The organism is Bradyrhizobium jicamae, from assembly GCF_001440395.1.
GTDB lineage: Bacteria > Pseudomonadota > Alphaproteobacteria > Rhizobiales > Xanthobacteraceae > Bradyrhizobium > Bradyrhizobium jicamae.
The window spans coordinates 51,164-64,769 of record NZ_LLXZ01000093.1; the positions used below are offsets into that span (position 1 = coordinate 51,164).

At 63.5% G+C, this 13,606-nt stretch carries 11 protein-coding genes; 5 read left to right on the plus strand and 6 right to left on the minus strand.

Annotated elements, in window-relative coordinates; translation table 11 throughout:
* On the minus strand, positions 1-681 hold a 681-nt coding region (locus CQ12_RS14590; protein WP_057835993.1), incomplete at its 3' end, for an SDR family NAD(P)-dependent oxidoreductase.
* Between the two features lie 229 nt (positions 682-910).
* Here CQ12_RS14590 and CQ12_RS14595 point away from each other — a divergent pair.
* Positions 911-1,975 carry a LacI family DNA-binding transcriptional regulator gene (locus CQ12_RS14595; RefSeq protein ID WP_063799738.1) on the plus strand — a complete coding sequence of 355 codons (1,065 nt, stop codon included), beginning with the start codon at positions 911-913 and terminating at the stop codon, positions 1,973-1,975.
* A gap of 77 nt (positions 1,976-2,052) precedes the next feature.
* Entirely contained in the window at positions 2,053-3,021 is a 969-nt protein-coding gene (locus tag CQ12_RS14600) for a Bug family tripartite tricarboxylate transporter substrate binding protein (RefSeq protein WP_057835995.1), read from the plus strand.
* A 62-nt stretch (positions 3,022-3,083) separates the two neighbouring features.
* Here CQ12_RS14600 and CQ12_RS14605 read toward each other — a convergent pair whose 3' ends face one another.
* Together CQ12_RS14605 and CQ12_RS14610 are read right to left on the minus strand one after the other, a co-directional pair.
* Positions 3,084-4,304: a cytochrome P450 gene (locus CQ12_RS14605; protein WP_057835996.1), complete on the minus strand. Its 1,221-nt coding sequence runs from the start codon at positions 4,302-4,304 to the stop codon at positions 3,084-3,086.
* A gap of 61 nt (positions 4,305-4,365) precedes the next feature.
* Positions 4,366-4,575 carry a ferredoxin gene (locus CQ12_RS14610; protein WP_057835997.1) on the minus strand — a complete coding sequence of 70 codons (210 nt, stop codon included), beginning with the start codon at positions 4,573-4,575 and terminating at the stop codon, positions 4,366-4,368.
* 152 nt (positions 4,576-4,727) lie between these two features.
* On the opposite strand from CQ12_RS14610, the gene CQ12_RS14615 reads away from it, so the two are divergent.
* The 3 genes from CQ12_RS14615 to CQ12_RS14625 all read left to right on the plus strand — a co-directional run bounded on the left by CQ12_RS14615 (position 4,728) and on the right by CQ12_RS14625 (position 7,617).
* A complete protein-coding gene (locus CQ12_RS14615; RefSeq protein ID WP_057835998.1) occupies positions 4,728-5,366 on the plus strand; it encodes a TetR/AcrR family transcriptional regulator in 639 nt (212 codons plus the stop codon).
* Positions 5,363-6,547 carry a Na+/H+ antiporter NhaA gene (gene nhaA / locus CQ12_RS14620; protein WP_057835999.1) on the plus strand — a complete coding sequence of 395 codons (1,185 nt, stop codon included), beginning with the start codon at positions 5,363-5,365 and terminating at the stop codon, positions 6,545-6,547. The genes CQ12_RS14615 and nhaA overlap by 4 nt, the downstream gene beginning before the upstream one ends.
* A gap of 212 nt (positions 6,548-6,759) precedes the next feature.
* Complete coding sequence (locus tag CQ12_RS14625) at positions 6,760-7,617, plus strand: hypothetical protein (RefSeq protein WP_245309923.1); 858 nt, start codon at positions 6,760-6,762, stop codon at positions 7,615-7,617.
* Between the two features lie 18 nt (positions 7,618-7,635).
* On the opposite strand, the gene CQ12_RS14630 is transcribed toward CQ12_RS14625, so the two are convergent.
* From CQ12_RS14630 to nirB, 3 genes are read right to left on the minus strand one after another with little or no spacing between them, the layout of a single operon-like run.
* Positions 7,636-10,293, minus strand: a complete 2,658-nt coding sequence (locus tag CQ12_RS14630; RefSeq protein ID WP_057836000.1) for a nitrate reductase — start codon at positions 10,291-10,293, stop codon at positions 7,636-7,638.
* 12 nt (positions 10,294-10,305) lie between these two features.
* Entirely contained in the window at positions 10,306-10,641 is a 336-nt protein-coding gene (gene nirD / locus CQ12_RS14635; RefSeq protein ID WP_057836001.1) for a nitrite reductase small subunit NirD, read from the minus strand.
* Positions 10,638-13,097, minus strand: a complete 2,460-nt coding sequence (gene nirB / locus CQ12_RS14640) for a nitrite reductase large subunit NirB (protein WP_057836002.1) — start codon at positions 13,095-13,097, stop codon at positions 10,638-10,640. The genes nirD and nirB overlap by 4 nt, the downstream gene beginning before the upstream one ends.
* Between the last annotated feature and the right edge of the window lie 509 nt (positions 13,098-13,606).

The following is a 13,606-nucleotide window of genomic DNA, read 5'->3' on the forward strand; positions in this document are numbered from 1 at the left end:
GAGCGGAACGGCGCGCTCGGTGAACTTGTCCAGCGTCGGGCCGCGCTCCCGTCCGCCGTTCGAGCCGTCCTCGACGGTGCCGATCAGCGTGTCCCAGATCGCGGTTTCGGTGATGCCGGGATGCAGCGAGTTAACGCGCACACCGTCCTTCGCGGCGGCGCATTCGAGTGCGACCGATTTCGTGAACAGCCGCACACCGCCCTTGGTCGCGCAATAGCCCGAGACGTTCGGCGACGCCTTGATTCCGGCAATCGAGGAAACGTTGATGATGCTACCGCCGCCACTCAACCGCATCAGCGGCAGCGAATGCTTCACGCCGAGAAAGACGCCGTCGAGATTGACGGCCACCTGCCGTTTCCAGTCGGCGAACGCCATGTCGACGACGGGGCCCGAGAGGCCGATCCCGGCATTGTTGACGAGGACATCGAGCCTGCCGAACCGCGCCTTGATCCCGGCCACGACCGACTGCCAGTCTTCCTCGCGCGTCACGTCGTGGTGGTAATACGCGCACTCGCAGCCGCCGGCGCGCAATTCGCGCAGCAGGCCCTCACCTTTCTCGTCCTGCAAATCCGTCGCGGCGATCTTCGCACCCTCGCGGGCGAGCACCAGCGCGGCGGCTCGCCCGATGCCATTGGCCGCGCCGGTCACCAGAACGACCTTCCCTTCGACACGCCGCGTCATGGCTGGGTCCGTTTCCCGCTTTCAGGCCGTTCGGCCGAGTTGTTGCCGCGCGGGGCGTGACGGTCATTTCGCTGCCCCGTTCTTGGAAACGTTTCCATACCTTATCCACTAGCTTCGCGCAACTCACATGTTTGAAGCAGTAATATCTTGTATATCGTTCTCAGAATACGTTAGGTTTCGGCGTTGCGCGGGCTTGCGCCTCAAATCTTCGAACGATCGAGATGTCGCGATGAACAGGGTTCAAGAGGGACCGGTGGCGAAGGGCCGGCGAACACGGCCTGCACGTGCCACCATTCGTGACGTCGCAGCCCAGGCCGGCGTATCCGTCAGCAGCGTCAGCCGGGTCATGAATGGGGAGCCGCATACCAGCCCGGAACTGCACGCCCGGATCATGCGCGCGGTAAATCGGCTGCGCTTCGAGCCGCATTCGGCGGCGCAGGCGCTGCGCTCGCGCGAGAGCAAGACGATCGGCTGCATGGTCGCCGACCTCTCCAACCCGCTCTACAGCGAGATGATCAACGGCGCGGAGGAAGAGTTGCAGCGCGCCGGCTACGTGCTGATGCTTGCCGCGACCCGCCACGAGGAAGACCGCGAGACCGCGTTCGTCTCGGCGGTGCGCCGTCGGCGGATGGACGGATTGTTGCTGTTCGCCGGCGACAATGCCCACACCGACTTCACCGGCGCGCTTGCAAACCTGGACCTGCCCTGCGTGGCGATCGACCGCGAGGTATCAGGCGTCCCCTCGGTACGTGCGGACCATCGCGGCGGCGGCCTCGAAATCACGCGCTATCTGATCGGCCTCGGCCATCGCCGCATCGCGCTGCTCACCGGGCGCGCGGCGCTGCTGCCGAGTTCGGAGCGCCTCGCCGGCTATCGCCAGGCCCATGCGGAAGCGAAGCTCGCGGTCGATCCTGATTTGATCCGACCGCAGACGCAGGGCTCCAGCATTGCGTTCAGCGACGTCTGCCAGTTGCTGCGGAGCCCCAACCGTCCGACCGCGATCATTACGCTCGGCACGCACATGCTGGCAGGCGTGATGGACGCACTCGCCAGCAGCGGTCTCCGCTATCCCGACGACGTGTCGCTGGTGTGCATCGGCGACACCGATCTCGCCCGGCATGCGACGCCGGGAATTTCTGCGTTGACCTGGGATCTCGACCAGATGGGTCGGGTTGCCGCCAACATCCTGCTCGACCGTATCAGGGGCGGTGACGAGGCCAAGAAGATTCGGCCGGTTTACCTGCCGACACGGTTCATCCTGCGGCACTCCGGTGCCACGCCTCGCGCGCCCTGACGGCGCGACGATCTCTACGCCCGGCGAAAAACGTCGGCGACGAACGACCAAAAAAACAAAACCCAGGGAGTGAGTAAATGAAGTTACGCGCGATGATGTTGTCGCTGCTTGCGCTCGCGTCAGTGGCCTGTTCGGCCCACGCAGATGACACGGCCGATTACCCCTCCAAGAAGATCAAGATGCTGCTGCCGTTCGGGGCCGGTGGTGGCGGCGACGTGCTCGGACGGCTGCTCGCCGACCGGATGGGCAAGCGCCTCGGCCAGACCATCTACGTCGAAAACCGCACCGGCGCCGCCGGCACCATCGGTGCGCAGCAGGCGGCGACCTCTCCGCCCGACGGTTACACCATTACGATCGGTGGCATGACCACCCACGTGCTGGCACCGGCGGTCTACCCCAACCTGCCCTATAATCCGATCAAGGATTTCACCACCATCGGCCGGATCGGAACGTCATCGATCCTGCTTATTGCCACGAAGGATTTTCCCGCCAGCGATCTGCGCGGGCTGACCGAGCTGTCGAAAAAGGGCGAACCGATCCAGTACGGAAGCTGGGGCGTCGGTTCGACCGGGCACTTCTGCGGTGAAATCCTCTCCCAGAAGGCCGGCGTCCGCCTGCAGCACGTGCCGTTCAGCGGCGCCGCCAAGCTCGCCAACGACCTGATGGGCGGGCATATCTCGGTCGGGCTGGTCGACATGGCGACCGGCACGCCGCTGGTGAAGGACGGCAAGTTGAAGGCGCTTGCAGTATGCGGCGGACGGTCGCCGAGCCTGCCGGACGTTGCGAGCTACAAGGAGCAAGGCGTCGATTTCGAACGAAGCCTGTCTTGGGTAATGTACGCGCCGGCGGGTGTTCCCGCTCCGGTCGCGCAGAAGATCTCCGCGTCACTGAAGGAGTCGCTGGCCGAGGCCGACATCGCCGAGAAACTGCTCGCGCTCGGCATCTCCGTGGACTTCATCGCCGGAGATCAGCAGCGCGACATCAACGCGCGCGACATCGAAGCCTGGAAGCAGGTCGCAAGCGACGCCAAGATCGAGGTCAAGTAGCGGCACCAACGCAAAAGGAGGGTCGAGACAATCGACCCTCCTCCGGCATCTGTTGATGCGTATCAGCTCGCCTTGCCGAACAACATTGGCAACTGGCGCGGGCCGCGCACAGTGCCTTCCGACCATGTGACCTTGCCGGCCGGATCGAGCCGGAAGTCCGGAATTCGCTTCAGCCATTCCTCGATCGCGACCGTCATTTCCATGCGGGCGAGGTTGGAGCCGACGCAGCGGTGAATGCCGAGACCGAACGCGGCGTGGCGATTTTCCTTGCGGTCGATCACCACCTTGTCGGCATCGGTGAACATCGCGGGATCGCGGTTGGCGGCCGGGAACGACAGCAGCACCATGTTGCCGGACTTGACCGGGCAACCGCTGACGGTCGTCTCCTTCATCACCTCGCGCGCCATCGTCACCGGTGAATAGGCCCGCAGCAGCTCCTCGACCGCAAGCGGCATCAGCTCCGGCTCCTTGACGAGACGCTCGCGATCATCAGGCGTCTTCGCCAGATGCCACAGCGATGAGCCGATCGCGCTCCAGGTGGTGTCGATGCCCGCAATCAACAGCAGCCGCAGCGAACCCAGCACGTGCTCGTCCGCCAGCGGATTGCCATCCTTGTCCCTCGCCTTCATCAGCGTCGAGATCAGGTCGTCGGTCGGGTTCTGCTTGCGCTGCTCGAGATGGGCGGCGAAATAGCCGGTCATCTCCCTCACCGCCTCCATCAGCGCGTTGTCGTCCTTGATGCCGAGTTCGAGGATGCCGTGAATCCACTTGATGAAGTGATCGCCGTCCTTCTCCGGAATCCCGAGCATATGCGCGATCGCCCGCACCGGAACGTGCTTGGTGTAGCGCGCGGCGGCGTCGCATTTGCCGTCGGCAATGAACTCGTCGATCAGTTCGTTGCAGATCGCGCGCACCCGCGGCTCCAGCTTCTTCATCGCGTCCGGCGTGAACGGCGGCAGCAGCAACTGCTTGGCCGGCTTGTGCTCGGGCGGGTCGGAAGTGATCGGCGGCGCCCGCGCGGTGATCTCCGGGCGAATGTCACGCACGATGACGCGACGCGAGGAGAAGTGCTCGGTATCGTAGGCGATTTCCTTCACCGCCTGGTAGGTGGTCGGCATGTAGCAGCCGAGGAACCGCTCGGTGTGAACGACGGGGGAAGCCGCGCGCAGTTGTTCCCAGATCGGAAACGGGTTTTCCGTCCAGGTCGGATCGGTGTGATCGAAATCGTTGACCCAGTCGGTGACCGGCGGATGTTCGGGCATGATGCTGGCGGAATCGGACATCGGAGCAATTCCTCTGTTTGGTTCGTTCAGATCGTGGTGGATGAAAGATCTCGCGGCCGGATTATTCTTCGGTCACGTCGATGGCAATTTCCGGACAGTTGCTCTGGGCGAGCCAGGCCTTGTCTTCCAGGTGCTCAGGCACCGAGCCGTCGCCGACTTCGTGCGCGTTGCCGAATTCGTCGAGATCGAACAGTTCGGGCGCAAGTGATTTGCAACGCGCGTGTCCCTGACATTTGTCCTGGTCGACGCGGATTTTCAGCTTTCCGGCCATCGCAGCGTTCCCCTTTATGTGGCGCGTTTTGTCTCGCGCTGCCTTCTTGCGGCACGTCGACGCTAGCTCGCCGGCGCACCGCGAAGTTATATCGTATTACATTCGTGTTGCCGTTGTGCTGTCAAGGCAAAAGTTATAGATCATGGAACTGAATGCCGCCGCGACCCGCACGAAAAGCGCTCAATACCTATCACCATGGGGATCTCCGTGATGCCCTGGTTCAGGCCGCATTGCATGAGGTCGAACTCGGCGGTCCCGAAGCGATCAGCATCAGCGCACTTGCCAAGAAGCTCGGGGTCTCGCAGCCGGCGCCCTACAAGCATTTTGCCGATCGTGAGACGCTCCTGACGGCCGTCACGGCCGAAGCATTCCGGCAGTTCTCGGCCATGATGCGCGCGGCGATCGAAAAGCCGTCGAAGCAGTCGAAGCTGTCGCGCTTTGCCCAGCTCACGCTCGATTTCGGGCTGCGCCGCAACGGCATCTATCGCCTGATGTTCGCCTCGCGAACCATGGCCTGCGCGCCGAAGGGCAGCGAGTTGCACAGCGCGGCCATCGAGACGTTCGAACTGCTGGTGGAAGCGCTGGAGGCGCCCGCCGTGGGTCTGTTGCGCGAGCGCAGCGCGCTGAAGATCTGGGCTTCGCTGCACGGCGTAGTCATGCTTGCCGAACAGGGATTGCTCACCGGCCAGCTTGCCCATGTCAGCCGGGAAGAACTGGTCGAGGACATCGTGCAGGAAACCAAGCTCGCGCTGTCGGTCGCGATAGAAGCCAGCGGCAAGACCAGCCAATGACAGTCAAGGTTCCGGCATTCGAGGGTCCCGACAATACGGGTCTCTATGGCGGCGCCGTCCTCGCGCTGGCCGCCATCGCGGCGCTCGTCGTTGCAAACTCGCCGTTCGGACCGGACTATGAGGCGCTGCTGCGGACGACCGGTGAGGTCCGGATCGGATCGATCGGACTGAGCAAGACCATCGATCACTGGGTCAATGACGGCTTGATGGCCGTGTTCTTTCTGATGGTCGGGCTCGAAATCAAGCGCGAGGTGATCGAGGGCGCGCTGTCGAGCGCAAAGCAGGCGGCATTACCCGTGATCGCCGCGTTCGGCGGCTTTGTCACCCCGGCCGCGATCTTTGCCGCGATCAACTGGGGCGACGCACAGGCGTTGCGCGGATGGGCCATACCGGCGGCCACCGACATCGCCTTTGCGCTGGGCGTCTGCGCCATGCTGGGACGCAAGGTGCCGGCGTCGCTGAGGGCGTTTCTGTTGGCGCTCGCAATCATCGACGACCTGATGGCCATCGTCGTCATCGCGATCTTTTATACCGCCAATCTCTCGGTTCTGGCGCTGGCGCTCGGTGGGCTTGGCGTTGCCGCGCTCGCAATCCTGAACCTCCTGGATGTGCGCCGGCCATCGTTCTATCTCATCGTCGGCTTGTTCACCTGGGTCTGCGTGCTCGAATCCGGTGTGCATGCGACGCTGGCCGGCGTCGCCGTCGGGCTCGCGATGCCGCTGACCAGGCGCGACGGGCGTAGCCTGCTCGAAGATACCGAACACGCGCTCAGGCCGTGGGTCATTTTCGCCATCGTTCCGATCTTCGCTTTCGCCAATGCTGGCGTGTCGCTTCACGGCGTGACCCTTTCGCATCTGGCTGCTCCGATACCGCTCGGAATCATCGCGGGGCTTTTCATCGGCAAGCAGATCGGGGTGTTCGGTGCTTCGCTGCTTGCGATCCGGCTCGGCCTGGCTGCCATGCCGGAAGGGACGACGACGGCAAAGCTCTATGCAATGGCCATTCTGACCGGTATCGGATTCACGATGAGCCTCTTCATCGGAACGCTCGCCTTCGACGATGCGACTGTCCTGAAGCAGGTCCGGCTCGGTGTCCTCGCGGCATCCCTGCTGTCCGGCATCGTGGCGGCGGTGATGTTTTCGATCATTGGCAAATCAAGCGAGCCCTCCCCCGAGCGATGAGGCGTCCGGTGAGACCATGACGGGTCGCGGCGCAAACGTGTCACACTGGCAACGAGATTGCAGCCTGCGTCGTGGGGCCTGCTTGAATTACGGACCGGCAGATGATCAGCTTTTTCGGTCATGGGCATCGCCGCTTGAACACGAATCCTGCCAAATCCGCTACGGATCTCCGTCTGGAGCTTGCACGACCCTGGTCCGCGAGAAGCATCGCGTTGGGCGTCTTGGCCTCGCTATGTTTCTTCGGCGCGGCATTTGCAGAGGACGAAGGCGACGATGAGGAGGATACGGCCGCCAAGCCGACCCTGCCGAACGTCTATCTCGATATGAGAACCATCTATTCGACGCTGCCTGCCGGCACGCTCTCGATCGGATTCAGCGCGCCGCCATTGCTGTCGACGCTGGCGAACCTTTCCTCGCTTCGCACCGCGACCTTCCCGTCGAGCCAAAGCCTCTCGGTCGATCTGCCGTTGACGGTCGATGTCAACGAGTGGCTCTCGGTCTATGGCGGCGTGAGCGGGGTCACCTCACAGGCGGGCGCCGATCCCTGGACCAATTTCACGATCTACAGTTTTACCATGGGCTTCCAGGCCGATCTCTATCAGCAGAATGGCGGCATGTTTCCGACCATTACCATTCAATCCAATGCGACGCGGTCGACTTCGACGACGCCATTGGCCACGACGGCCTACAACACCATCCTCGAGGCGAACTATGCGCTGGATGCGGACGAAACGCGCGGGCTGCTCGCCGGCGCGCAATACACCAGGGTTCTGGTCGATACCCCGCTCGCCCGCGTCAGTCCCGATATCATGGGCTATGTCGGCGGCTACTATCAGTGGGACAACAACTGGATATTCACCGGCCGCGTCGGCGTGCAGTCCTTTGGCGGCGCACAGCTTTTGAACCTGACGCCGTTTCCCGCATTCACGCAGCCGATTCTGCGGCTCGACCTCGATCGCTTGGACGACGACGACAATCGCCTGTTCGGCATCACCGCGCAGATCGCATGGACGCCGAAGCCTTCCTATCAGCTGACGCTGCGAACGCCGCTTTACGCGATCAAGAACTAGCGGCGCGCGGAGCCGGCTTCATGCGGGATGCGGGTCGCGCACGGCCGCGCCGCGCAATAATTTTCCGATCTCCGGCTTGCAGGCGCCGCAATTGGTGCCGGCCTTCAAGCGCCGGCCGACGTCGTCGACGCTGGCCGCCCCCTTCTGGATTTCAGCCGAGATCTGATGCTGGCCGACGCCGAAGCACGAGCAGACGATCGGTCCGACATCCTGACCGGCATCCAGCGGCTGTCCCGTCAGCAGCGACATCCGCGCATTCGCCGACAATGCCTGTTCCGCGAACAGACCGGTCAGCCATGACCGCGAGACCAGTCTGTGATCGGGTGCAATGAACACACAACCTTCGAGCCGGCCGTCGCGAACGGCGGCGTAGCGGAAGCGTCCGGCCTTGGGATCGCGATAGGCGATCCATTCGATGTCGTGTCCGACACGGAGCTGCGCCCGCGCCCAGTCGCGCCAGCTTTCCGGCCGCTCGTCGAAGGCCAACTCCATCCGCCAGCACGTCCCTGAGAGACCGCCGACCCAGTAGCCCGAGGCCGGACGCTCGATCTCGCGGCGGCTGAGGATGAAGGCGTGCCATTTCGGCAAGTAAGCCGCCGCCTTCACCGGCGTGTGCTTGGATTCAGGCTGCCCGGAGATCGGGTCGGTTGCGGGATTGACCAGCGCGTTGACCCGGCCTTCGCCAGCATACTCGCCATTCCAGTGCATCGGCACGAACACGCAGCCGCGCCGCTGCTCGGCGGTGACGACGATGCGTGCCACCATCTCGCCCCACGGACTGGTCAGCCGCGCGAGCCCGCCATTCTCGACGCCGGCCGCGCGTGCATCGTCGGGATGGAATTCGGCATAGGGCTCGAAAATATGCGCCAGCAGCCGCGGCGATTTCGCGGTTCGCGTCATGGTGTGCCATTGATCGCGGACCCGCCCGGTATTGAGCACCAGCGGATAGTCGCGGCTGGTGGCGTTGACGGCAGGCCGCGGCGTCACCGGCACGAAGCGCGCCTTGCGGTCGGCGGTGAAGAATTCGCCCGTCTCGAACATCCGCGGCGTACCGGTCGGATATTCCCGCGTCACTGGCCACTGGATCGGGGTCAGCGCATCGTAGGCGCGATCGTCGAGCGTCTTCAATGCGGACAGATCGAAATCGCGTGTCCCGTCATTCTCGAAGCTGGAAAGCCCCGCGTGCTCGCGGAAGATTTCGGCGACGCTCGCATAGTCGAATCCCGAAAAGCCCATGCGCTGCGCGACGGCGCAGATGGTCCGCCAATCCGCCCGTGCGGCGCCCGGTGCCGGCAGGAACGGCCGCTGCCGGGAGATGCGGCGTTCGGAGTTGGTGACGGTGCCGTCCTTTTCGCCCCAGGTCAGCGCGGGCAGCAACACATGAGCATGTCGCGTGGTCTCGGTATGGCGCATGCAATCGGAAACAACGACGAGTTCGCAGGCATCGAGCGCGCGGCGCGCGCGATCGGCATCCGGCAGACTGACCAGCGGATTGGTCGACATGATCCAGACCGCCTTGATGCGCCCATCGCCGATCGCATCGAACATGTCGATGGCCTTGAGGCCCTGCTTTTCCGCGATCACAGGCGATTGCCAGAACCGCTGGACGATGTCGCGATGTTTCGCGTTCTCGATCTCCATATGGGCGGCCAACTGATTGGCCAGCCCGCCGACCTCGCGGCCGCCCATGGCGTTTGGCTGTCCGGTCAGCGAGAACGGGCCCATGCCGGGGCGCCCGATGCGGCCGGTCAACAAATGGCAATTGATGATCGCATTGACTTTGTCGACGCCACTGCTCGACTGGTTGATGCCCTGCGAATAGAGCGTGACGACGCGTTCGGTCCTGGCGAACCAGTCGAAGAACAGCGCCACCGCGCCCTCGGAGAGGCCGCAGATGTCGGCGGTCTGCGCGACCGTCTGTCCCGCAACCTGCCGCAGCGCGGCTTCGGCGCCGGTGGTGAATCCCTCCACGAACGCGCTGTCGATGGCACCGCGCGATGCCAGATGCGCGAGCAATCCGTTGAACAGCACCGAATCGCTGCCAGAGCGCAGCGGCAGATGCAGATCGGCACCGTCGCATGTTGCGGTCCGCCGCGGGTCGATGACGACGATGCGGCACGCGGGGTTAGCGGCCTTGGCGGCCTCCATGCGCTGGTAGAGGATCGGATGGCACCAGGCGGCATTGGAGCCGACGAGTACCAGGAGATCTGCGGTCTCGAGATCCTCGTAGCAGCCTGGCACGGTGTCGCTGCCGAACGCACGCTTGTGGCCCACCACGCTCGACGCCATGCATAGCCGCGAATTGGTGTCGATATTGGCGGTGCCGATGAAGCCCTTGGCGAGCTTGTTGACGACGTAATAGTCCTCGGTGAGGATCTGGCCGGAGACGTAGAAGGCCACCGCATCCGGTCCATGCTCGCGGATGATCTTGCCAAATCCGTCTGCGACGCGATCGAGCGCCGTGTCCCAGTCCGTCTCCTGCCCGTTGATAACAGGTGAGAGCAGCCGTCCGTCGAGGCCGATGGTCTCGGCGAGCGCCGAGCCTTTCCCGCATAGCCGCCCGAAATTGGCGGGATGAAGCGGGTCGCCGCGGACGGTCACAGCGCCCGCGGCATCCCTGTCAGCGACAACGCCGCAGCCGACCCCGCAATACGGACAGGTTGTCTTCACCGGCACGGGCGATCACCCTCACTCGGCAGGCACAGCCACCGCCGTCTGGACGCTAAGCCAGACGACGCCATTCTCCACCTTGGTCGGATGCGCGCGCGTGCATCCCTCGTCAGGCGCGACCGCCGTGCCGCTCTTCAGTTCGATGACGAAATTGTGCAGCGGACAGGTAACGCGCTTGTTGTGAACGATGCCTTGCGACAACGGCCCGCCCTTGTGCGGGCAGCGGTCGTCGAGCGCGAACACCTCGTCGTCGCTGGTCCGGAACACCGCGATGTCGCCGGAGGCCGTCCGCACGACGCGCGAGCCGAGAACGGGAATATCGTTCAGCGTCCCGATTTCGATCCATTTGGTCATGCCAGTTCCAGCTCCGCCAGCGGGGTGAATTCGTTACGATCGACGCCGCGCTGCGCGCGCGCCGCCCAGGGATCGCTCTGCGAGAACTGCTGCGAATGGGCGAACCGGCTGAACAGCGCCTTGCGGTTGGCGACGTCGTCGACCACCTGCTTGCGGATCGCGTCAAGCCCGATCCGGTCGCACCATTTGTACATGCGCTCCAGATACCAGCCCTGCTCGCGATAGAGCTGGGTCAACGCGGCGATGATTTCGAGCGTCTCCTCCTCGGTCGCGACCTTGGTCAGGAACTCGGTCCCCTTGATGTGAAGACCGGCGGCGCCGGCGAAATGAATCTCGTAGCCGGAATCGACGCAGATGACGCCGACATCCTTGCAGGTCGCCTCCGCGCAGTTGCGCGGACAACCTGATACCGCAAGCTTCACCTTGGCCGGCGTCCACGAGCCCCACATGAACTTTTCGAGCTTGACGCCAAGGCCGGTCGAATCCTGCGTGCCGAACCGGCACCATTCCGACCCGACGCAGGTCTTCACCGTGCGCAATCCCTTGGCGTAAGCGTGGCCTGACACCATTCCGGCGGCATTGAGGTCGGCCCAGACCGCGGGCAGATCCTCCTTCTTGACGCCGAGAAGATCGATGCGCTGTCCGCCGGTCACCTTGACGGTCGGAATGTTGAACTTGTCGGCAACGTCGGCGATCGCGCGCAATTCGTCCGGCGTGGTGACTCCGCCCCACATCCGCGGCACGACCGAATAGGTTCCGTCCTTCTGGATATTGGCGTGAACGCGCTCGTTGATGTAGCGCGACTGCTGATCGTCGCGGTACTCGCCGGGCCAAGTCGCAAGCAGGTAATAGTTCAAAGCCGGACGGCAGGAGTGACATCCGTTCGGCGTCTTCCAGTCCATGAACTTCATGACATCGGGAATGGTCTTCAATCCATTCTCGACGATGACGCGGCGCGCGTCGTCATGGCTGTGATCGGTGCAGGCGCACATCGGCTTGACCTTCGGCGCCGCCGAATAGTCGCCGCCGAGCGTGAAAGCCAGAACCTGCTCGACGAGGCCGGTGCACGAGCCGCAGGACGACGAGGCCTTGGTGTGGGCCCGCACGTCGTCGATCGTAAACAGCTTCTTTTCGCTAATCGCCTTGACGATGGTGCCCTTGCAGACGCCGTTGCATCCGCAGATTTCCGTCTCGTCGCTCATGGCGGCGACCGAGTTGTTGCCGCTATGGCCGCCGTCGCCGAGATTGGCGGCGCCGAACACCAGCCGCTCGCGCATGTGCGAAACGTCGGTGCCGTCACGCAGGTGCTGGAAGTACCACGGGCCGTCGATCGTATCGCCGTAGAGCACGGCGCCGACGATCTTCTTGTCGCGCAGGATGATGCGCTTGTAGACGCCGCGGGAGGCGTCCTGCATCACGATCTCTTCCTTGTCCGCGCCCGGCGCGAAGTCGCCGGCGGAGAACAGGTCGATCCCGGTCACCTTCAGCTTGGTCGAAACCACCGACCCGTCATAGGTGGCGAACCCCTTCATGGCGAGGTGGTTGGCGCAAACCTTGGCCTGATCGAACAAGGGAGCGACGAGGCCGTAGGTCTGGCGGCGGTGCTGCACGCATTCGCCGACGGCGTAGATTCGTCCGTCATAGGTCTGCATGGTGTCGGAAACGACGATGCCGCGCTCGCAATGCAGGCCCGCCTTGCGCGCCAGCTCGAAATTCGGGCGGATGCCGACCGCCATCACGACCAGATCGGCCGGGAGTTCCTCGCCGTCGGCAAAGCGCACACCGGTCACGCGATCCTCACCAAGGATCGCCTGCGTCTGCGCCGGCATCTTGAACACCATGCCGCGCTCTTCCAGAGACTTGCGCAGCAATCCGCCGGCGACCTGATCGAGCTGACGCTCCATCAGCGTGTCGAGCAGATGCACGACGGTGACGTTCATACCGCGCTTCATCAGGCCGTTGGCGGCCTCGAGGCCGAGCAGACCGCCGCCGATGACCACGGCATGCTTGTAGCTCGTCGACGCCTGGACCATGTGCTCGACGTCCTGGATATCGCGGAAGCCGATCACACCAGGCAGATCCTTGCCGGGAAGCGGCAGCATGATCGGGTTCGAGCCCGTGGCGATCAGCAGGCGGTCGTAAGGTACCCGCGCGCCTTCCCTCGTCACGACTTCGCAGGTACGCCGATCGATCATCTCGATCATTTCGCCCTTGCGCAGCGTGATGCCGTTATCGTCGTACCACTGCTCCGTGTTGAGCATGATGTCGTCGACGGTCTTCTCGCCGGCAAGCACGGGCGACAGCAGAATACGGTTATAGTTGCCGTATGGTTCGGAGCCGAACACGGTGATGTCATAGAGATCGGGCGCGCGGTCCAGCAGCAATTCCACCGTGCGGATGCCGGCCATGCCGTTGCCGATCACCACCAACTTTGGCTTGTTCACTTTATTGAGCATGCTCTGCCTTCTGATCCAGGTTCCGATGGCCCCGCTCGGCGACGCAGCTCTGCATCGTCGATTGGCAAGAAGTATTGATTGATTGGGATCGCCCATCGGCGGGCAGCAGACCATCGACTATGACGATCGAGATCTCTCATATTCAAGAGACGTGCCAACGCCGGACCCGTAACTTTTCGGGCCCAATGCAGGGTTGCAGCCGATAAATCGGTAATTGAGCGCACTTGCGCCCGCATAAATGCCCAAAAAATCCCCCGCCTGGGCTATCCATTGTGCACCGCACGAAGCCTTCCCCATGTGCCGGCGGCAATCGGCTCCTAAGAACGGCACGATGCGGACAAGCGGGTTTTCAGCAGCGCTTTTCCGTTAATATTTCGCACAGCATAAGAAAGCACCACACTGCACGTTCGAGCGGCTGGTTTTGCCAACGAACGGAGCACCGACCGCATTCGCAGCGATTTTTCGCGCCCGGCAAGGCGCTGCAAATACACGCAAACTGGCGCGCTGGT